The following is a 19,408-nucleotide window of genomic DNA, read 5'->3' as shown; positions in this document are numbered from 1 at the left end:
CGGTGGCCCCGGGTGGGGGCCACCGTCGCGGGCCTGTGCGTCCGGCGCGGGTGTCAGGCGTGGCTGCGGCGCAGCACCCGGAAGGCCGCGAAGACGACCGCGGCGGCCAGGACCAGGACGATCCCGGTCTCCATGAGCTGGAGGGGCCAGAAATGGGAGGCGGGGTGGAAGTCGGTGAAGAACGCGTCTTCAGGGGCATTCGCGCACGGCGACGTCGAGAGTCCGATGCTCCAGCAATCCTCGTTGGTCATCCGGCCGCCGTCGGCGAGGATGACGCCCTGCTGCACGTGCCAGGCGTCATCCGGGAAGCGCGCCCCGCCCGAGGCCGTGACGACCGGCCACAGGAAGGGGCGCACCACGTCGAATACGGCCATGACCGCTCCCGTGGCGAGCACGCCGGCGGCCATCGCCACTACGGTACGGCGGGCCAGCATGCCGACGAGCGCGCCGAGGGCGACCGCCAGCAGGACATAGGCGACGGCGGTCGGGCCGAGGGCGGGGTAGCCACCGTCGTTCCAGCTGCGCGGGAAGACCCAGTCGAACCGGACATAGGACCTGGTCCAGCGGAACGTAATGACGAGGAGGGCCGTGCTCACGACGGTGACAGCGGCGGACACGGCGAGCTTCGAGGCGAGCCAGCGGGCGGGCGGCACCGACTGGGTCCAGGCCAGTTTGTACGTTCCGGATTCCAGCTCCCGCGCGATCAGCGGGCCCGCGACGAACGCCGCGACGAGCAGCGGCAGCAGGACGACGGTCGCTCCGCCGTAGGTCTCGGCCCAGCGATACCAGCCGGCCGCGTTCGAAAGGGCGGCACACGTCTTCCGCCACTCGCTGTCGCAGCTACCGGTGATCTCCGCCGAATTCACCCAGAGCCGAGCCGCGGCCTGGGCTCCGATCGTGAGCACCAGGAGCGCCAGCCCCGCCCACAGTGCGCGCCGGTGCTGGCGTACCGCCACCCACGCCGGGCCGCGCAAGGTCAGCGCGCTCATACCGTCACCTCCGTACGGTCGCGTCCCGGCAGCTCCGCGCTCGGGGTGAGCAGCGCGGGCACGTCCGGGGAGCGCAGATGCGCCAACAACAGTTCCTCCAGGGAGGGTTCGTCGGTCTGCCAGGCGCTGTCCGGCGGTCCTTCCGGCCGGATCAGCGCGGTGCGTCCGCGCCCCGCCGTACGGGACTCGACGACCGTGTGCGGCGCCAGATCGTCGAGATCCCGGGCCGCTCCGCTCACCAGCAGGTGGGCGTTGAGGATGTCCTCCACCTCGCCCCCGAGCCGCACCCGGCCGCCGTCCAGGAGCAGCAGATAGTCGCAGGCGTCGGCCAGTTCCGCGAGGATGTGCGAGGAGATCACGACGGTGGTGCCGTGTTCCGCCGCGCCCGCCATCAGGGCGCCCATCAGCTGATGGCGCGCCAGCGGGTCGAGATCCGCCATCGGCTCGTCCAGCAGCAGCAGTTCGGGGCGCTTGCCGAGCGCGAGGGCGAGCGCGACGCGGGTGCGCTGGCCGCCGGAGAGCGACCGGACCCGCAGGCCGTGATCGAGCGCGCTCCCCGGGCCGCTGCCCTCGATGATCCGCTCGGCGGCCGCCGCGTCCCAGCGCTCCGGGTTCAGCTCGCGGCCCATGCGCAGCGTCTCACCGACCGTCAGCTGCGGGTACAGCGGCTTGTCCTGGGCGACATACGCGAGACGCGCGCGGACCTCGGCCGGCGCCGCGCCCAGGACACGTACGGATCCCTCGGTGGGAGCGAGCAGCCCGGCCGCGTGGGCGAGCAGCGTGGATTTGCCGGCGCCGTTGGGGCCGACGAGGGCGCAGACGCGCCCGGCGGGAATCCGGAACGAACAGCCGCGCAGCGCCCAGCGCTCGCGTCGTCTGCTTCCCGCGAAGCGTTTGCCGAGGCCGGTCGCCTCGATCGCCGCCACAGTCATGCGTCGTCCCCCTTGATGCGCTCGGTGCGCTTGCTCTGTTTGCTGTGTTCGCTGTGTTCTTCGCCGTGCTCTTCGAAGCGCTCCGCGACCACGGAGGTGAAGAGCGCGGTCACGTCGTCCTTGTCGAGCCCACCGGCGCGGGCGCGGTCCGCCCAGGCGGCCAGCTCCGTCCGCAGCGCGCTGTCGGCGGAGCCCCGGCCGAGAGTGCCCCGTACGAACGTGCCGAGCCCGCGGCGCCCTTCGGCCAGCCCTTCGCGCTCCAGCTCGCGGTACGCCTTGAGCACGGTGTTGGGGTTGATGGCGGTGGCCGCCACCACCTCACGCGCGGTGGGCAGCTTGTCGCCGGGCTCCAGCAGGCCCAGGCGCAGGGCCTGTTTGGTCTGCTGGACGATCTGGAGGTAGGTGGCCACCCCGCTGCGCCGGTCGATGCGGTATTCGATCACCCGCAACCACCCTTTCACTAGGGAAGTAGTGAAAGAGTGCTGCAAGAAAAGGGGCGACGTCAAGGACGCCGCCCCTTAACTCCCTATATCCGCGGGTTATGTCCGCGAGCTCAGGACTCCGTGCGGTACATGAGATCGACCTCGTGCGTGCTGAAGCCGAGCCGCTCGTACACCGTCAGGGCCGCCGTGTTGTCGGCGTCCACATAGAGCATCGCGGTCGGCAGCCCCTGCGCCGCCAGATACCGCAGCCCGATCGCGGTGAGCGCCTTGCCGAGGCCGCCGCCCTGCGCGTCGGGCCTGATGCCGAGGACGTACACCTCACCGATCTGCTCCTCGGCGTGCACCTTGGTCCAGTGGAAGCCGACCAGCTCTCCGTCGCGCTCGGCCAGGAAGAAGCCCTTCGGGTCGAACCACGGCTCGGCGATACGGTCGTCCAGATCCCGCTGGACCAGCGCGCCCTGCTCGGGGTGGTGGGCGAAGGCCGCGGCGTTGACCGCGAGCCAGGCCGCGTCGTCCTGGCCGGGGACGAACGTACGGACGGTGATCCCGGCGGGCAGCACCGGTTCGGGGATCGCGGGCGGGACCAGCGGCCGCCGCAGCTGGCGCAGTTCACGGAAGAGGGTCAGCCCGAGCACCTGGGCCAGATGCCGGGCGGCCGACCTGCCGCCGTGCGCCCACACCCGCAGCCGCTTCCCGGACGCGCCCAGCAGCGCCGCTCCCAGCGCCCGGCCATGGCCCCGGCCGCGGAGCCCGGGGCGTACGACCAGCTCGGCGGCCGGGGCCTCGATGGGATCGGTGTCCTCCAGCTGTCCGTAGCCGACGAGTTCACCGTCGACGGTGAGCAGGAAGTGCCGTACGCCCTCCCGGCGCCCGCCACGCAACTGGAGCCGGCCCTGCTCGGAGACCGCCTGCACCCCGTCCGAGGCGGCGGCCTCCGCCAGCAGGGCGAGTACGTCTTCGGCCTGCTCGGTGGTGAGCGCGTCGAGGGTCTGGATCTGCCGGCCGGGCTCGCGGGCTACTGCGTCAGTCATGGGTCGAGGGTACGGCCAGGGGTGCGGCGGGACGTGGTATGGCCCCGGCCACGACAGCTGCCGCACCCGTAACGGCAACCAGCTTGTAACCCAGCACCCCCTGTCGTGCTACGCGCGTTGACTCTAGGCTGCCGCTCGCGGTCCTTATCAGAATCTGACTTTTCATGATTCTTAAGAGACGCGCGATCTTGAAAAACCCGGCGCGCGCAGCGCGCACAGCTCACAGCACGATTCACAAGGGGACCGATGTCACCGAGACCGCACAAGAAGCGCAAGGCGAGGCGGGTACTCGCCACCGCCGCGGGCCTCGCCACCGTTGGCGCGCTCGTCGCCGCGTTGCCGGCCATGGCCGGCCAGGACAAGGGCGACGGCCACCAGAAGCCGAGCACTGTTGATGTGCAGCTGCTGTCCTTCAACGACCTGCACGGCAACCTGGAGGCGCCCGCGGGCTCCGCCGGGACCGTCACCGAGAAGCAGGCCGACGGTACGACCAAGGCGATCCCCGCCGGTGGTGTCGAGTACCTCGCGACCTCGCTGCGCAACGCCCGCAAGGGCAACGCGTACTCCGTCACCGCGGCCGGCGGCGACATGGTGGGCGCGAGCCCGCTGCTGTCCGGCCTCTTCCACGACGAGCCCACCATCGAGGCGCTCAACAAGATCGACCTCGATGTGACGGCCGTCGGCAACCACGAGTTCGACGAGGGCGCCGTCGAGCTGGGCCGTCTGCAGAACGGCGGCTGCCACCCGACCGAGGGCTGCTACGAGAAGGGGAAGAAGTTCAAGGGCGCCGACTTCCCGTACCTCGCCGCCAACGTGACGTCGGAGAAGACCGGCAAGCCGATCCTCAAGCCGTACACGGTCTGGAAGAAGAACGGCGTCAAGATCGGCTTCATCGGAGTGACCCTGGAGGGCACGCCGAACATCGTGACCGCCGAGGGCGTCAAGGGACTCAAGTTCCACGACGAGATAGAGACGGTCAACAAGTACGCGCAGGAACTGGACCGGCAGGGCGTCAAGTCGATCGTCGCGCTGATCCACGAGGGCGGCGCGCCCGCGTCCACCGCGTACAACTACGACTGCGACAGCCCCGGCGCCGGTGACGGCATCTCCGGGCCGATCGTCGACATCGCCAAGGGCATCTCGCCGAAGGTCGACGCGCTGGTGACGGGCCACACGCACCAGGCGTACGCGTGCACGATCCCGGACCCGTCCGGCAACCCGCGACTGGTCACGTCGGCCTCGTCGTTCGGCAAGCTCTACACGGACACCACGCTCACCTACGACCTCCGTACGAAGGACATCGTCCGGACGAGCGTGAAGTCGGCCAACCACGTCGTCAGCCGTGACCAGGCCAAGGCCAAGGACATGACCGACCTGATCGCGCGCTGGAACAAGCTGGCCGCGCCGATCGCCAACGCCCCGCAGGGCTTCATCTCCGCGGACATCAACGGCCGCGGCGCGACGACCCCGGAGTCGCCGCTCGGCGACGTCATCGCCGACGCCCAGCTCACGGGCACGGCACCGGCGGACAAGGGCGGCGCGCAGATCGCCTTCATGAACCCGGGCGGGATCAGGTCGGACCTGGTCTACAAGGCGTCGGGCAGTGAGGGCGACGGCGTGGTGACCTACGGCGAGGCCTTCACGGTGCAGCCGTTCACCAACATGATGAACGTGATGGACCTGACCGGCGCTCAGGTGATCACCGCGCTCCAGCAGCAGGTCAGCGGCTCGAACGAGGCGTCCCCGAAGATCCTTCAGGTCTCGAAGGGCTTCACCTACACCCTGGACATGACGAAGACGGGCGCGGCCCGGGTCGTCACGGACTCGGTGAAGCTGGACGGCGCGGCGATCGACCCGGCGAAGACGTACCGCGTCGCGATGAACGAGTTCCTCGGCGGCGGCGGCGACGGCTTCCCGGTCCTGGGCCAGGGCAAGAACAAGCTGGTCGGCCCGTCGGACCTGGACCTCTTCAACGCCTACCTGGCGGCGAACTCCACGGCACAGGCGCCGCTGACCCCGCCGGCGGCGGACAGGATCACGATCCTCAAGTAGCGGTAGCGGAAGTCGCGTAACACCGAGGGGCGGTGGGCCATGAGCTCACCGCCCTTTGGCGTGCGGGCCTTTGGCGTGCGGGGCGAGCCCGGGGTAACAGGGCGCGCTCGCTCGTACAGTTCACCTGATCGACATCGCAGACGAGGACGAGCCCCCGCTGCATCTGCTCCTCGGGAGCGACGCACTCCAGTACGCCACCGCTGAGCTGGAGCGGACCGGCGCCGAGGACAAACGCTGGGCCCATGTCGGAAGTTGACTCGACTTCGAGGACTGGAAGACACTCATAGACGGGCGCCCCCGCCCCTCAGCTCCAGTCGAACGTCAGTAGCGCCAGCCGCTCAACAGGCTCGAAGAACAGCAGAATCCAGTCGGCCCCGCTGCGCCGGTAGTGCCAGCCCGGCACCGCCGCCACGAACCGGAACGGGTTTCCTGCCGGGCTCACCGGCCATACGCGGTCCCCGTCGAACTCAAGCCGGAACAGGTCGGGATCGGCCCAGTTGCCCTGGTCGGCGTAGCCGCCGAGCTGGTCAAGCAGCGCCACCCCGTCGGTCGCCCCGTACAGCGGAGCCCCGTCGTCGTCGCGCATGAACAGCCGGCCCTCACGCCGGAACGCGTCGCGGTGGGTCCGATAGCTGCGTTCCTGGACCTCGCAGTGCTCGTCGAGCGCGGCGCGGAACCCGGCCCAGGGCTCCGGCACTTCCTCCGGGGTGGTCGCCCGCGCGAAGTACCGTACGTCGCCGAGCAGCCGGTACCGGTCGTCCTCCAGCGCGAACCCGAGCCAGTTGGGCGTCTGGAGCGCGGAGTGGAAGTCCCGGGTGTGGTCACCGAGATAGCCCTCCGCCGGTTCCAGCGGGCTGACCAGATGGATCCACCCGCGCCAGGCAGGGTCGACCCGCGCCAGATCGATCGAGATCAAGGGGTGCAGATGCCGGGCCAGTTCGACCTGGTCGGCGACGAACACGTCCGCGGGCTCCGGGTAGACCCGCAGGCCCGTCCCGGCCGTCATCACGTTTTCCCGCCTCCGGGCTCCTCCGTCGCCCGCCCCGGCCGGTAACTCTTCCACGGACATCGACGCCCCTCCCGTGACCACCGATCAAATGATGATCAACCTTAGCCGTCCGCCCCTGTGCTGTTCCGTGCGTGTCGTGTACCGGTCATAATTCGAGGGCTGACCCCCCACGCCTGACGGAGGCACACTCGCATGAGCACGCCTATAAGCACGCCGAAGAGCACGCATATCGGTACGCGCCGGGGCTTTTTGGCCGGCGCGTTCGCTCTTTCCGCCGCTGCCCTGATCGGTGCGGCCCCGGCCGTGGCCGCGCCACGACGCACGCTCGCCACGTACGACTGGATGGGCGGCTTCGCCGACTCCACCCCCGTACAGCGGCTGACCATCCCCGGCACGCACAACTCCGGCGCGCGCTCCGGCGGTCTCTGGGTGGCCTGCCAGGACACCACCATCGCCGAGCAGCTGAACAGCGGCGTCCGCTTCCTCGATGTCCGCTGCCGCGCGTTCGAGAACGCGTTCACCATCCACCACGCCGCGTTCTACCAGAACCTGAACTTCGACGATGTACTGAACGCCTGCCGGGACTTCCTCCGGGCCAACCCCTCCGAGACCGTCCTGATGCGCGTCAAGCAGGAGTACTCCGGAGAGAGCGACGCGGAGTTCCGGCGGATCTTCGACACCTATCTCGACGGCAAGGGCTGGCGCTCCCTCTTCCGGCTCGACGGCAACCTCCCGACGCTCGGCGAGGCGCGCGGGCGGGTCGTCCTGCTCGCGGACAACGGGGGACTGCCCGGTGTGCGGTACGGGGACGGCGGGCTCTTCGACATCCAGGACGACTACCAGGCGGAGCCCGGCGCCAAGTACCCCAAGATCGAGGCGCACTTCCGCAAGGCGGCCCAGCAGCCCGGGAAGATGTACATCAACTACGTGAGCACCGCGGCCCTGCTGCCGCCCCGCTGGAACTCCGACCGGCTGAACCCGCAGGTCCACACCTTCCTCGACGGGGCCGAGGCGAGCGGCTGGCGCGGGCTCGGGATCGTACCGCTGGACTTCCCCGCGACCCGGCCCGGACTGGTCGAGTCGCTCATCCGCCACAACGGCTGACGGCACACGACGTGAGCCCTCCGGAACCGGCTGCGCGGAGATCTCAGCCGGTTCCGGGGGTCTCCGGCGGTGGCGTCGGCGCCCCCGGGATACGGATCGCCGCCACCGTCCCGCCCCCCGCCGCCTGGCGCAGCGCGATCTCGCCGCCCGTCTGCTGGACCGTACGCGCCACGATCGACAGCCCCAGCCCCGAGCCCGGCAGCGCACGGGCCGACGGCGAGCGCCAGAACCGTTCGAAGACATGCGGCAGCTCGTCGGCCGGGATACCGGGGCCGTGGTCCCGTACGGTCAGCTCGCCGCTCGCGCTCAGCGAGACCTCCACCGAGCCGCCGGACGGGCTGAACTTCACCGCGTTGTCGAGGACGTTGACCAGCGCCCGTTCGAGGGCGGCCGGCTCGGCCCGTACGTACCAGGGGCTCAGCTCGGCGCTGATGGTCAGATCGGGCCCGCGCAGCCGTGCACGCTCCAGCGCGCTCTCGACGACTTGGTGCAGCGCCACGACCTGGAGGGGCCCCGGATCCGCGGCGTCCGGGCGCGACAGCTCCTGAAGATCGCCGATGAGCGCGGCCAGCTCGGTCATCTGCGCCTTGACGGACGCCATGAGCGCCTTGCGGTCGTCGGGCGGGATCGCCCGGCCCGTCTCCTCGCTGCGGGCGAGCAGCTCGATGTTCGTACGGAGCGAGGTGAGCGGGGTCCGCAGCTCGTGCCCGGCGTCGGCGATCAGCTGGGACTGCCGGTCCCGGGAGGACGCGAGGGCGGCGGTCATCGAGTTGAAGGAGCGGGACAGCCGGGCGATCTCGTCCTCGCCCTCGACGGGGATACGGATGGCGAGATCCTCGGTCCGTGCCACATGCTCCACGGCCCGGGTCAGCCCGTCGACGGGCCGCAGCCCCGACCTGGCGACCCAGAGCCCGGCCGCGCCCGCCCCGATCACACCGACGCCGGCGACGGCGGTGAGCAGCAGGGCGAGCCGGTTCAGGGAGGCGTCGATCTCGGCGAGGGGCCGGGACACGGTCACGGCGACCTGGGTGCCGGGCCCGTAGGGGGTGGCCTTCGTGAAGACGCGGACCTTGGCACCGCTGTCGGTGACGCTGTTGTGGAGCGACTGACGCAGGGTGCCGGTGGCGACCGCCACATCCTGCGGCTGGACCTTCACCGGCTCCGAGAACGAGGCCACGCAGCGGCTGCCGTCGCTCAGGACCACCTGGACATAGGCGAAGCCGGCCCTGTTCTCGGGACTGATCGGGGCGCCGCAGTTGTTGAGCGCGTCCCGCACCGCGGGATCACCGGCGCTGGTGTTCCTGATCGAGTTGTCCAGCTCGCTCTCCAACTGCGTGCGCGTCAGCAGCCAGCAGGCCACCGCCGCGACCGCCACCGCCACCGCGACCGCCGTGGCGACCAGCAGCGCGAGCCGGGAGCGGAGCGGCAGCGTACGGAGCCGGTGGAGCGGGCCCGTCGGACCGGTCACGCCCCGCCGCCCGTACCGGTGCCCGCCCCGCCGCCCGTCCCGCCGCCCGTCCCCGCGCCCGTGCCGCTCCCCGCGTCGGCGCGCAGCGCGTACCCCACGCCCCGCACCGTGTGGACCAGCCGGGGTTCGCCGCCGCTCTCGGTCTTCCGGCGCAGATACATCACGTACACATCCAGGGAGTTGGAGCTCGGCTCGAAGTCGAAGCCCCACACCGCCTTGAGGATCTGCTCCCGGGTCAGCACCTGCCTCGGGTGCGCCAGGAACATCTCCAGCAGGGTGAATTCGGTACGGGTCAGCTCCACCCGCCGGTTTCCGCGCATCACTTCGCGCGTCGTCAGGTCCATCCGCAGATCGGCGAAGGCCAGCACATCGTCGTCGGGCCGGTCGTCGGCCGTGGCCGCCGCGTACGAGCTGCGTCGCAGCAGGGCGCGGATCCGGGCGAACAGTTCGTCCAGCTCGAAGGGTTTGACCAGGTAGTCGTCGGCGCCCGCGTCCAGCCCCGTGACCCGGTCACCGACCGTGTCGCGGGCCGTCAGCATCAGGATCGGCACTTTCGAGCCGCTTCCCCGGAGCCTGCGGGCCGCCGTCAGACCGTCCATCCGCGGCATCTGGATGTCGAGGACGATCAGATCCGGATCGTAGGCGGCGGCCTTGCCGAGCGCGTCGATGCCGTCGACGGCGACCTCGGTCCCGTATCCGTCGAAGGCGAGGCTCCGCTGGAGCGCCTCGCGTACGGCGGGCTCGTCGTCGACGATCAGGATCCGCTGGGGATCGCCTTCGGCGGGACTCATGTCGCTACTACCTCGTCAGTCGGCTCGGCGGAACGGTCGGGCACAGGTAAACGGTCGGGCAAGGTCAACGGTCGCACGATCGGCGCGATCCGTACTATCAGCGTCGCACGCCCGTCCCACGGCGGCTCGTGCCACGACGCCACGCACCCCCGGCGATCAGATGGTGCCGCCGGAGCGCAGCGCCGCGAGGTCCGACTTGACGGTGTTGACCGGGATGGCGAAGCCCAGACCCACGCTGCCGGCGCCGGAGCTCCCGGAGGCGGACGACGAACTCGGCGCGTACATCGCGGAGTTGATACCGATGATCTCGCCGTTCATATTGATCAGCGCGCCACCCGAGTTGCCCGGGTTGAGCGACGCGTCCGTCTGGAGCGCCTTGTACGTGGTCTTCGAGGAGCCGGTGTCGCCGTTGAACTGCTGCCCGCCGAACTCGAACGGCCAGTTGCCCCCGCCCCGCTGCGGTTGCTGCTGCTGACCCTGGTCCTGCTCCTTGGCCACGGTGACATCGCGGTTGAGCGCCGAGATGATGCCGCTGGTGACGGTGCCGGTCAGGCCCTCGGGCGAGCCGATCGCCACGACCTGGTCGCCGACCTTCACCTGGTCGGAGTTGCCGAGCGTGGCCGTCTTGAGGCCGCTCGCGCCCTCCAGCTTGATCAGCGCGAGGTCCTTGTTCGCGTCGGTGCCGACGACCTGGGCGGTGTAGCTCTTACCCGTGCTGAGCTGGACCTTTATCGAGGAGGCCCCGGCGATCACATGGTTGTTGGTGATGATCTCGCCGTCGGACGTGATGATCACGCCGGAGCCGGTGGCCTCACCGCTCGTGGAGGTCGCGTTGATCTCGACGATGGCGGGGGACACGGCCTGGGCGACCCCGGCCACCGTGCCCGCGCTGCTCTGCGAGACCGTCGTCCCGCTGACCGTCGTGCCGGTGCTGTCCGTGCCGCCGCCGGTGTAGTTCCCGACCAGGGCCGCCGTACCGCCGCCGACGACCGCCGCGGCGATCGCCACCGCGGCGAGCAGGGCCACGGGCCGCTTGGCGCGCCGGTGAGCGGTGGCGGTCGTGGTGCCGGTGCCGCCGACGGGAATGCTGGGACCGTACGCGGGCGGCGGCGGGTACGCCGAGCCCTGGAGCCCCTGTCCCTGGCCTCCCTGTCCCTGGAACCCCTGGGTGGGGTGCTGCTGCGTGCTGTCTGCGTCGCCGCTGCCGCGGTAGTAGTCGGTCATGGGAACGACTGTCCGCGCCGTAGATGAGAACAAGCTGAGGGCGTTCTGAGAAGGGCAACAAAAGTGCGTATGCCCCATATAAAGACCGCCGGGACAGCGGCCGGGGGGCCGGGTCCCGACTGCCTGGCCCCCGACCGCCTACGCGCAGCCGCAGGAGCGCCGCACGATCAGCGCCGACGGGAACTGCTTCACCCGTTCCCGCCGCGACCCCGCCACCCGCAGCCCGTCGTCCAGCACGAGATCCACCGCGGCCCGCGCCATCGCCGGCCGGTCGGAGGAGACCGTCGTCAGCGGCGGGTCCGTGAGCCCGGCTTCCTTGACGTCGTCGAAGCCCGCCACGGCCAGCTCGCCGGGGACGTCGATCCGCAGCTCGCGGGCCGCCCGCAGCACGCCGATCGCCTGGTCGTCGGTGGAGCAGAAGATCGCCGGCGGCCGGTCGGGGCCCGCCAGCAGCTCCAGCGCGACCTGGTACGCGTCGTACCGGTTGTAGAGCGCCCGGAAGAGGCGTCCCTCCACCGGCCGCCCGGCCTCCAGCATCGCCCGCCGCCAGCCCTCGACGTGGTCGGTCACCGGGTCGCCGACGACCGGGGTGGACTCGACCCCGCCGAGGCAGGCGACGTACGGATGGCCGTGCTCCAGCAGATGACGGGTGGCGAGCTGGGCGCCGCCGATGTCGTCCGTCACGACCGCCACGTCATCGATGCCCTCGGGCCGCTCGTGCAGCAGCACGACCCGCGCGTCCCAGGCCTCTATCTCGGCCGCCGCGCGCTCGCTCGGACCCTGGCTGACCAGGATCAGCCCCGACACCCGCATGCCCAGGAAGGCCCGCAGATAGTGGACCTCCCGCTCATTGCGGTAGTCGGAGTTGCCGACGAGCACCATTTTCCCGCGCTCGGCCGCGGCCTGTTCGACCGCGTGCGCCATCTCCGCGAAGAAGGGCTGTCTCGCGTCCGGCACGACGACCCCTATGAGGTCGGTCCGCCGCGAGGCCATCGCCTGGGCGACCCGGTCGGGCCGGTAGCCCAGCTCCTGGATCGCGGCGACCACCCGCTCGCGCGTGGCCGGGGCGACCGGCCTCGGTCCGTTGTTGATGACATAGCTGACGACGGCGGTGGACGTACCCGCCAGTCGTGCCACATCGTCCCGCGTCACCTTGGCCACGCGCGGAGTCTACGCGTGGTGACCTACCGCTTGGCAGGTCGCACGGCATTTTCTTGTGTGGCGTCCAGTCCGGCGGCCGTGTCGTCGTCCCCGGGGTCCTCGGCCTTCTCGTGCCGGGGCTCGGGGTGGGACCCGTTGCGAGACCCATTGTGGCCCTCGGCAGGGGACGGCTCCCCGGCGGCATTCGCCCGGGTGTCACCTGACGCCCGGTCGGACTTCTCCGTACCGCGCTCGCCCTTCTCCGGGGTGACGAAGCGGTAGCCGACGTTCCGTACGGTCCCGATCAGCGACTCGTGCTCGGGGCCGAGCTTCGCGCGCAGCCGCCGTACGTGGACGTCGACCGTCCGCGTACCGCCGAAGTAGTCGTAGCCCCAGACCTCTTGGAGCAGCTGGGCCCGGGTGAAGACCCGGCCCGGGTGCTGCGCGAGGTACTTGAGCAGCTCGAACTCCTTGAAGGTCAGGTCCAGGACCCGCCCCTTGAGCTTCGCGCTGTAGGTCGCCTCGTCCACCGACAGATCGCCGTTGCGGATCTCCATCGGGGAGTCGTCGGTCGAGATCTGCTGCCGGCCCATCGCGAGCCGCAGCCGGGCCTCGACCTCGGCCGGACCGGCCGTGTCGAGCAGTACGTCGTCGATGCCCCAGTCCGCGGTGACGGCGGCGAGGCCGCCCTCCGTCACGACGAGGATCAGCGGGCAGCCCGGTCCGGTGGACCGGAGCAGCTGGCAGAGCGACCGCACCTGCGGAAGGTCGCGCCGGCCGTCGATCAGAATGACATCGGCACCAGGGGTGTCGACGAGAGCGGGCCCTTCGGCGGGGGCCACCCGCACATTGTGGAGCAGCAGTCCAAGAGCCGGCAGCACCTCCGTCGAGGGCTGGAGCGCGTTGGTCAGAAGCAGCAGAGAACTCATCGCCGCCCACCTGCCTCGGCCGGACTGTTGTCATACACGGTTCGCTTGCCCATTACGTCGGTTCCTCCTCGGTCCCTGCGAGGACGTATGCGGCACTGCTTGTCCTGCGTGGTGCCGGCCGCGGCTCCCTCGCCCTGAGGCCCGCAGCCGTGATGTCCGTGTCTTCCGTCTGTGTCATCTGTCTGTAACAACGGACGGGAAACACAAAAGGACCCGGGGGCTACATTGCCCGGATCCTCTTCGCAGCAGAATAACCCACATGTGCTCGGTGCCAGAGGGTCAATCCCGCAGATCACCAGATTCCCCGGGTGCCCGGGGCACCCGGCGCACGGTCCTCAGGACCGTGGACGGGGTCCCCATCGAGGCGGTGTACGAGCCGTGTACGGCGGGTTTCGGGCAGGATTTCCGGGCGGACGGCGGGACCGCGATCGTGCTCGCACATGGGTTCACCGGGTCGGTGGAAAAACCCGCCGTACGACGGGCGGCGCGGGTGTTCGCGCAGCGTGCGGCCGTCGTCACGTTCTCGTTCCGCGGGCACGGCCGCTCGGGCGGGCGCTCCACGGTCGGCGACCGCGAGATCCTCGATCTGGCGGCGGCCGTCGAATGGGCCCGCGCGCTGGGCCATTCGCGTGTCGTGACCGTCGGCTTCTCCATGGGCGGATCCGTGGTGCTGCGCCATGCCGCGTCGCACAGGGGGCGCACAGGTGCGCGGACCGACGCCGTGGCCGCCGTGAGCGCACCCGCGCGCTGGTACTACCGGGGAACCGCCCCGATGCGGCGGCTGCACTGGGTGGTGACGCGGCCCCTGGGCCGGCTGGTCGGCCGCTACGGATTGCGTACGCGTATCCATGACCGGGACTGGGATCCCGTGCCGCTCTCCCCGGTCGAGTCCGTCCCGCTGATCGCGCCGGTCCCGCTGCTCGTCGTACACGGCGACCGCGACCCGTACTTCCCGCTGGACCACCCCCGCTCGCTGGCCGGCGCCGCGGCTCCGGGCGCCGCCGAACTGTGGCTCGAACCGGGCATGGGCCACGCGGAGAACGCCGCCGACGACGCGCTGCTGGCACGCCTCGGGGAGTGGCTGACGGACGTGCGGGCGCCGTCGGCCATCATGGGAGCCGACGAAAGGAGCGCCGCCATGGCATCGGGCACGATCCGCTACTGGGCCGCGGCCAAGGCCGCCGCGGGCACCGCGGAGGAGCCGTACGCGGCGGACAACCTGGCCGACGCGCTCGCCGCCGCGCGGGTGAGGCACCCGGGCGAGCTGGTCCGCGTACTCCAGAGGTGTTCCTTCATCGTCGACGGTGACCCCGTGGGGACCCGTGGGCATGAGACCGTACGGCTTGCCGAGGGCGGCACGGTCGAGGTGCTCCCGCCGTTCGCAGGAGGGTGAACCGCAGAACATGAGCGACGACGATCAGCAGTATCGGTACGGCCAGGGGCAGGGGCAGCAGCACTGGCACGGGCCGTACGGGGACCAGGCCCGGAACCAGGCTCAGTACGACCAGTACGGCCGCCCGCAGCAGCCGTCCTACGGCGCGAACGGGATGAACGGGGCGAACGGCGCGTACCAGGACCCGGGCGCCTCGCAGGGCTGGGCCGAGCCCCAGTACGAGCCTCAGCCCCAGGCCCAGCAGGAGCCCGCCGCGCAGACGTGGGAGGGCCAGACCTGGGACACCCAGTACCAACCCCACGCCCAGGCGCAGGGGCCGTACTACCCCGCGCAGGGCCAGGCCCAGGGACAGGCGTACCAGCCGCAGCAGGCCGCTGCCGCCGCCGACACCGCGTATCTGCCGCCGCAGGGCGCCTACCCGCTGCCCCCGGAGATGCCGTCGAACGTACCGTCGGGCGTGCCGTCGCCCGCCTCGGCGCCGTACGCGCCCCAGGCTCCGGCCGGGGCCGGGAACCCGAACCAGGCGCCCTTCACCGCTGCTCCCGGCACCACGCCTCCCGGCTCCGCCGACGGCTACAGCGCGCCCACCACCATGGGCAACGCCCGGATCACCGACGCCCAGCGCGCCCGCGCAGAGGGCCGCTCGCCGATCATTCCGCCGGGCATCCAGCCCGCCGGGCTGACCGCCGTGCTCGGCCTGCTGCTGGCCGGCGGCGCGGCCATCGGGCCGTACGCGCTGCTCGTCCCGCTCGTCCTGCTCCAGGCCGTCACGGCGGCCGGCTGGTTCCGGCTGAACGGCATGTGGCCGGCCAGGCAGGGCATCGCGCTCGCCTTCCTCGGCGGGATCACCGCCGATATCGCCGTGCTCGCGGCGGGCCGGGAGAACGCCCCCGCCGCGATCATCGGCACCCTCGGTGTGTGGGTGCTGCTGGTCGTCGTCCTGCAGCTGCGCAGCCGCGCGAGCGCCGATGAGCGGATGACGGGCCTGATGGCCACCGTCGCCTCGGCCGCGCTCGCCATCCTCGCCACCGGCCAGCTCGCGGCCGTGCCGGACGCGGTGGTCGTCGGCGGTGTGGCGGTCGCCGCGGCGACCGTGGCCCGCGCGCTGCCGCTGCCGGGGTTCGTCTCCGTCGTGGTGGCCCTGCTGGCCGGCGCGGGCGCCGGGATCGCGGCGGGCGGCATGACGGACCTGGGCAGCCAGGGCGCGCTGCTGGGGCTCGGCGCGGGGGTCTGCGCGCTGGTCGGGCTGCGCGCGGCGAGCTACGACTACCCGTCGCGCTTCGTGCACATGACCGCCGGAGTGGCGCTGCCGCTCACGGCCGCCGCTCCCGCCGTCTACCTGCTGGGCCGCATGCTTGCCTGACGCGGACCTGCCCGGGATCCGACCCGGACCTGACGGGCCCGAGTGACGCACGGCGCACGGCCGACGGGGGCCGGCGGGGAACCGTACGTCCGCGCCGTTCGTCGATCACTCCGACATGCGGCCGACCCGACTGGCGTTACGCTCACGGTCGTCAGGGGGCAGAAACGATCAGAGTGGGGGACACCGAACCATGCGCGCGCTGCGAATACTGCTGATATTCGTCGTGATCTTCGGCGGGCTGTTCGTCGCCGCGGACCGGGCGGCGGTGTACTTCGCCGAGAGCGAGGTCGCCGACCGGGTCAGGTCGAGCGCGGGGCTGACCTCCCAGCCCGACGTCTCCATCAAGGGCTTCCCCTTCCTGACCCAGGTCCTCGGCACCTCGCTGGACGAGGTCGAGATCGGCCTCGACGGCGTCAACGCCACGGCCGACGGCCACGACGTCCGGGTGACCGAGGTCAAGGCCCAGCTGAAGGACGTCAAGATCGACAGCAGCTTCTCATCCGCCGTGGCCGGGCAGGCCAACGGCTCGGCGCGCATCTCGTATGCGGACCTCGCCAAGTCGGCGCCGAAGGGCGCGACTGTCGGCTACGCCGGTGCCGAGCGGGCCGCGAAGGGGCAGGTCAAGGTCTCCGGGCCGCTGACGGACGTGCTGGAGGGCGCGGGCGTCGAGATCCCTGACACCGTCAAGGCCCTGCTGGGCGGCCGGACCGTCACGGCGTACAGCACGGTGACGCTGGAGGGCGGCGACACGGTCCGGCTGAAGGCCGCGACCCTTCCCGAACTGCCGGTGCCGGGCATGGACGAGCAGGTGCGGGACGTGGTCGATTACGACCTGAAGATCGACGGGCTGCCGTCGACCATCAAGCTCGACAAGGTCACGGCGGCCGAGGACGGTCTGCACTTCTCCGGCGCCGGGACGAACGTCTCCCTGACCGGCTGACCGGCTGACCGGCCGACCGCGGGCCTCAGGGCAGGACCGCGAGCGGAGCGCCGCCCCCCGAGGGAGTTAGCGCCGTCCGGAGGGCGGGTAACCGGATGGTGAGACGTCGGCGTCCGCTCCTCAGATGACAGCGGGACGCCGGGCCCCGGCCGGTCGGCGGACACCGCGCCGACCACACGATTGTCTCGCCTTCCGGACGATCGAGTCTCACGATGTGACACGCCGGTGACATGTCCGCCGGGACGTCCCTACGATCGGACGTATGACGCAACAGGCGGACTTCACGAAGCGGCGGGCAGTTGACCTGTGCCGCGTCGCCGCCATGCTCTGTCGCACCGTCTGAGCGGGACATTCGCGTCCCGTTTCCCGCCGGGCCCTTCGAGATTCTCAGGGCCACCCGCGCGCCGTACGCCGGCCCGGGCCCCGTGCCCGGAAGCAGCGGCAGCAGCCGCGCCCCGCACCTCGCAGCCCGCCGCACTTCCCCAAGCTCTTAACGAGCAGGGGAGACCCCATCCCCGGAGGAGAACAGCATGAGCCGCAGCGACGTCCTGGTAGACGCCGACTGGGTCGAGGCCCACATCGACGACCCGAAGGTGGTCATTGTCGAGGTCGACGAGGACACCTCGGCCTACGACAAGAACCACATCAAGAACGCTGTCAGGATCGACTGGAAGAAGGACCTCCAGGACCCGGTCCGCCGTGACTTCGTCGACCAGGAGGGCTTCGAGAAGCTCCTGTCGGCCAAGGGCATCGCCAACGACGACACCGTCATCCTCTACGGCGGCAACAACAACTGGTTCGCGTCCTACGCGTACTGGTACTTCAAGCTGTACGGGCACGACTCCGTCAAGCTCCTCGACGGCGGCCGCAAGAAGTGGGAGCTGGACTCCCGCGACCTGGTCGACGCCGTCCCGACGCGTGCCGCCACCACGTACAAGGCCAAGGCCCAGAACACCTCGATCCGTGCCTTCCGTGACGACGCGGTCGCCGCGATCGGCACGCAGAACCTGGTCGACGTGCGCTCGCCCGACGAGTTCAGCGGCAAGCTGCTCGCTCCGGCGCACCTCCCGCAGGAGCAGTCGCAGCGTCCGGGTCACATCCCGACCGCGCGCAACATCCCGTGGTCCAAGAACGCCAACGACGACGGCACCTTCAAGTCGGACGACGAGCTCAAGGAGCTCTACGCCGACGAGCAGGTCGACCTGACCAAGGACACCGTCGCCTACTGCCGTATCGGCGAGCGCTCCGCGCTCACCTGGTTCGTGCTGCACGAGCTGCTCGGTGTCGAGAACGTCAAGAACTACGACGGCTCGTGGACCGAGTACGGCTCGCTCGTCGGTGTGCCGATCGAGCTCGGCGCCAACAAGTAATCACGCCCCGACCCGGAGGACTGAACAGTATGTGTGGAGCACAGGCCGGCGGCCCCGACGCTTCGACGATCAAGCCCGGTGAGACCACCATCCAGGGTTCCGTGACCCGCGACGGCGAGCCCGTCACCGGTTACGTACGCCTGCTGGACTCGACCGGAGAATTCACCGCGGAGGTCCCGACCTCGGCGACCGGCCAGTTCCGCTTCTACGCGGCCGAGGGCACGTGGACGCTGCGCGCCCTCGTCCCGGGCGCCACGGCGGACCGTACGGTCGTCGCGCAGACCGGGGGCCTCTCCGAGGTCGCGATCGCGGTCTGAGCTCTTCGCGGACCGAGCTCTTCGCGCGGACCGAGCTCTTCTCTCACCGGCCGGAGGGCCGTACCCCCTGGGGTGCGGCCCTCCGGCCGTTCATGCGGGCCGGGCCGATCCGGGCCGGGCCGATCCGGGCATTCCCGGGCGTACGCTGAAGATATGTACGCGCGACGCCGTCGTCGGTACTTCCTGCTCATGGGCGGATGCCTGGTCCTCTTCGTCTCCGCCTGGACTTTCGTGCGCGACATCTCGGTGCCGGCCGCCGTGATCATGAGCTTCGTGGCGATGCTGATTCCGCCGGCCGCCGCCATCGTCGGCAATACGAAGGACCGCGACGATCGCTGGTGGGACGAACCGCCGGTCGACGCCCCGACCGAGTCCGAGAAGTGGCTGGACGAGCTGGAACACAGGGACCACCACCACGACGAGCGGCGGCGGGGCAGGCGCGTCAGTAGACGAGCGCCTGCACGCCGTCCGCCATGATCTCGCTGACGAAGACCTGAGCCCCGGCGATCCGTACGCCGTCCAGCACATCCTTCTCCGTGATGTCCCGCCGGGCCGCACACTGCGTGCACAGCGTGATCAGGCCGGCCGCCTGGATCGACTCGATGAGTTCCGGCAGCGGCGCGGAGTGCGGCAGCTCGAACTCCGCCGCCCGCCCCGGCAGCGCGAACCACGCGGACTCGCCCGTCAGCCACAGCGAGACCTCCACCCCACTGGCCACGGCGACCGCCGCCACCGTGAAGGCCTGGGAACAGCGCTCGGGTGCGTCGGCCCCGGCGGTCACTTTGATCACGAGCTTCTTCGCGGAGTGCATATGCCGAACTGTAATCCGCGCGGATACAACCACTCCCTCGGTCTGTCGGTCAGGTCTGTGCGCGGATAACGGAATCCGCGCCTCAGGCCATGCGCCTCAGGT

Annotated in this window: 19 protein-coding genes and 1 pseudogene; 9 read left to right on the top strand and 11 right to left on the bottom strand. The window is 70.8% G+C overall.

Translation table 11 applies throughout. The features are described 5' to 3' along the window. Positions 1-53: 53 nt before the first annotated feature. From IF11_RS0122370 to mshD, 4 genes are all read right to left on the bottom strand, one after another. A complete protein-coding gene (locus IF11_RS0122370; RefSeq protein ID WP_030353464.1) occupies positions 54-989 on the bottom strand; it encodes an ABC transporter permease in 936 nt (311 codons plus the stop codon). Next, entirely contained in the window at positions 986-1,921 is a 936-nt protein-coding gene (locus IF11_RS0122365; RefSeq protein ID WP_030353463.1) for an ABC transporter ATP-binding protein, read from the bottom strand. Before IF11_RS0122365 ends, IF11_RS0122370 begins: the two co-directional genes overlap by 4 nt. After that, the gene (locus IF11_RS0122360) at positions 1,918-2,364 is read right to left on the bottom strand and encodes a GntR family transcriptional regulator (protein WP_037728275.1); all 447 of its coding nucleotides are present in this window, start codon (positions 2,362-2,364) and stop codon (positions 1,918-1,920) included. The genes IF11_RS0122365 and IF11_RS0122360 overlap by 4 nt, the downstream gene beginning before the upstream one ends. A gap of 110 nt (positions 2,365-2,474) precedes the next feature. Further along, on the bottom strand, positions 2,475-3,395 hold the full coding sequence (mshD, locus tag IF11_RS0122355; RefSeq protein WP_030353461.1) for a mycothiol synthase: 921 nt from the start codon (positions 3,393-3,395) through the stop codon (positions 2,475-2,477). A gap of 246 nt (positions 3,396-3,641) precedes the next feature. Here mshD and IF11_RS0122350 point away from each other — a divergent pair, with 246 nt between their 5' ends. After that, positions 3,642-5,447 (top strand): bifunctional metallophosphatase/5'-nucleotidase, encoded by a 1,806-nt coding sequence (locus IF11_RS0122350; protein WP_030353460.1) that lies wholly within the window; start codon positions 3,642-3,644, stop codon positions 5,445-5,447. A gap of 304 nt (positions 5,448-5,751) precedes the next feature. On the opposite strand, the gene IF11_RS0122345 is transcribed toward IF11_RS0122350, so the two are convergent. Continuing rightward, positions 5,752-6,453 (bottom strand): hypothetical protein, encoded by a 702-nt coding sequence (locus tag IF11_RS0122345; RefSeq protein WP_030353459.1) that lies wholly within the window; start codon positions 6,451-6,453, stop codon positions 5,752-5,754. 195 nt (positions 6,454-6,648) lie between these two features. Between IF11_RS0122345 and IF11_RS0122340 the strand changes: the two genes are divergently transcribed. Further along, positions 6,649-7,560 carry a phosphatidylinositol-specific phospholipase C gene (locus IF11_RS0122340; protein ID WP_030353458.1) on the top strand — a complete coding sequence of 304 codons (912 nt, stop codon included), beginning with the start codon at positions 6,649-6,651 and terminating at the stop codon, positions 7,558-7,560. A gap of 43 nt (positions 7,561-7,603) precedes the next feature. On the opposite strand, the gene IF11_RS0122335 is transcribed toward IF11_RS0122340, so the two are convergent. The 5 genes from IF11_RS0122335 to IF11_RS0122315 form a co-directional block, all read right to left on the bottom strand. After that, positions 7,604-9,028, bottom strand: a complete 1,425-nt coding sequence (locus IF11_RS0122335; RefSeq protein WP_030353457.1) for a sensor histidine kinase — start codon at positions 9,026-9,028, stop codon at positions 7,604-7,606. Beyond that, a complete protein-coding gene (locus IF11_RS0122330) occupies positions 9,025-9,819 on the bottom strand; it encodes a response regulator transcription factor (RefSeq protein ID WP_051746130.1) in 795 nt (264 codons plus the stop codon). Before IF11_RS0122330 ends, IF11_RS0122335 begins: the two co-directional genes overlap by 4 nt. Before the next feature lie 156 nt (positions 9,820-9,975). Then, positions 9,976-11,043: a S1C family serine protease gene (locus tag IF11_RS0122325; protein ID WP_030353455.1), complete on the bottom strand. Its 1,068-nt coding sequence runs from the start codon at positions 11,041-11,043 to the stop codon at positions 9,976-9,978. A 138-nt stretch (positions 11,044-11,181) separates the two neighbouring features. After that, positions 11,182-12,204, bottom strand: coding sequence for a LacI family DNA-binding transcriptional regulator (locus IF11_RS0122320; protein WP_030353454.1), 1,023 nt, complete (start codon positions 12,202-12,204; stop codon positions 11,182-11,184). 23 nt (positions 12,205-12,227) lie between these two features. Then, positions 12,228-13,112, bottom strand: a complete 885-nt coding sequence (locus tag IF11_RS0122315) for a response regulator transcription factor (protein ID WP_240627853.1) — start codon at positions 13,110-13,112, stop codon at positions 12,228-12,230. 259 nt (positions 13,113-13,371) lie between these two features. Between IF11_RS0122315 and IF11_RS0122310 the strand changes: the two are divergent. The 7 genes and pseudogenes from IF11_RS0122310 to IF11_RS0122285 form a co-directional block, all read left to right on the top strand. Then, positions 13,372-14,199, top strand: a pseudogene (locus IF11_RS0122310) (alpha/beta hydrolase); the annotation flags it as partial. Between the two features lie 24 nt (positions 14,200-14,223). Beyond that, a complete protein-coding gene (locus IF11_RS42230) occupies positions 14,224-14,505 on the top strand; it encodes a MoaD/ThiS family protein (protein WP_342342622.1) in 282 nt (93 codons plus the stop codon). 10 nt (positions 14,506-14,515) lie between these two features. Next, on the top strand, positions 14,516-15,868 hold the full coding sequence (locus tag IF11_RS0122305) for a hypothetical protein (RefSeq protein ID WP_106979227.1): 1,353 nt from the start codon (positions 14,516-14,518) through the stop codon (positions 15,866-15,868). A 190-nt stretch (positions 15,869-16,058) separates the two neighbouring features. After that, positions 16,059-16,808 carry an LmeA family phospholipid-binding protein gene (locus IF11_RS0122300; protein ID WP_030353450.1) on the top strand — a complete coding sequence of 250 codons (750 nt, stop codon included), beginning with the start codon at positions 16,059-16,061 and terminating at the stop codon, positions 16,806-16,808. Positions 16,809-17,338: 530 nt separating this feature from the next. Next, a complete protein-coding gene (locus IF11_RS0122295; protein WP_030353449.1) occupies positions 17,339-18,178 on the top strand; it encodes a sulfurtransferase in 840 nt (279 codons plus the stop codon). 29 nt (positions 18,179-18,207) lie between these two features. Then, complete coding sequence (locus IF11_RS0122290) at positions 18,208-18,495, top strand: DUF1416 domain-containing protein (protein ID WP_030353448.1); 288 nt, start codon at positions 18,208-18,210, stop codon at positions 18,493-18,495. A gap of 153 nt (positions 18,496-18,648) precedes the next feature. Next, positions 18,649-18,972 carry a hypothetical protein gene (locus IF11_RS0122285; protein WP_051746129.1) on the top strand — a complete coding sequence of 108 codons (324 nt, stop codon included), beginning with the start codon at positions 18,649-18,651 and terminating at the stop codon, positions 18,970-18,972. Here IF11_RS0122285 and IF11_RS0122280 read toward each other — a convergent pair. Continuing rightward, positions 18,938-19,306 (bottom strand): DsrE family protein, encoded by a 369-nt coding sequence (locus IF11_RS0122280; protein ID WP_030353446.1) that lies wholly within the window; start codon positions 19,304-19,306, stop codon positions 18,938-18,940. The two genes, IF11_RS0122285 and IF11_RS0122280, sit on opposite strands and share 35 nt — an antisense overlap. Between the last annotated feature and the right edge of the window lie 102 nt (positions 19,307-19,408).

The organism is Streptomyces scopuliridis RB72, from assembly GCF_000718095.1.
GTDB classification, from domain to species: Bacteria; Actinomycetota; Actinomycetes; order Streptomycetales; family Streptomycetaceae; genus Streptomyces; species Streptomyces scopuliridis.
This window is presented reverse-complemented; position numbering and strand designations above follow the sequence as displayed.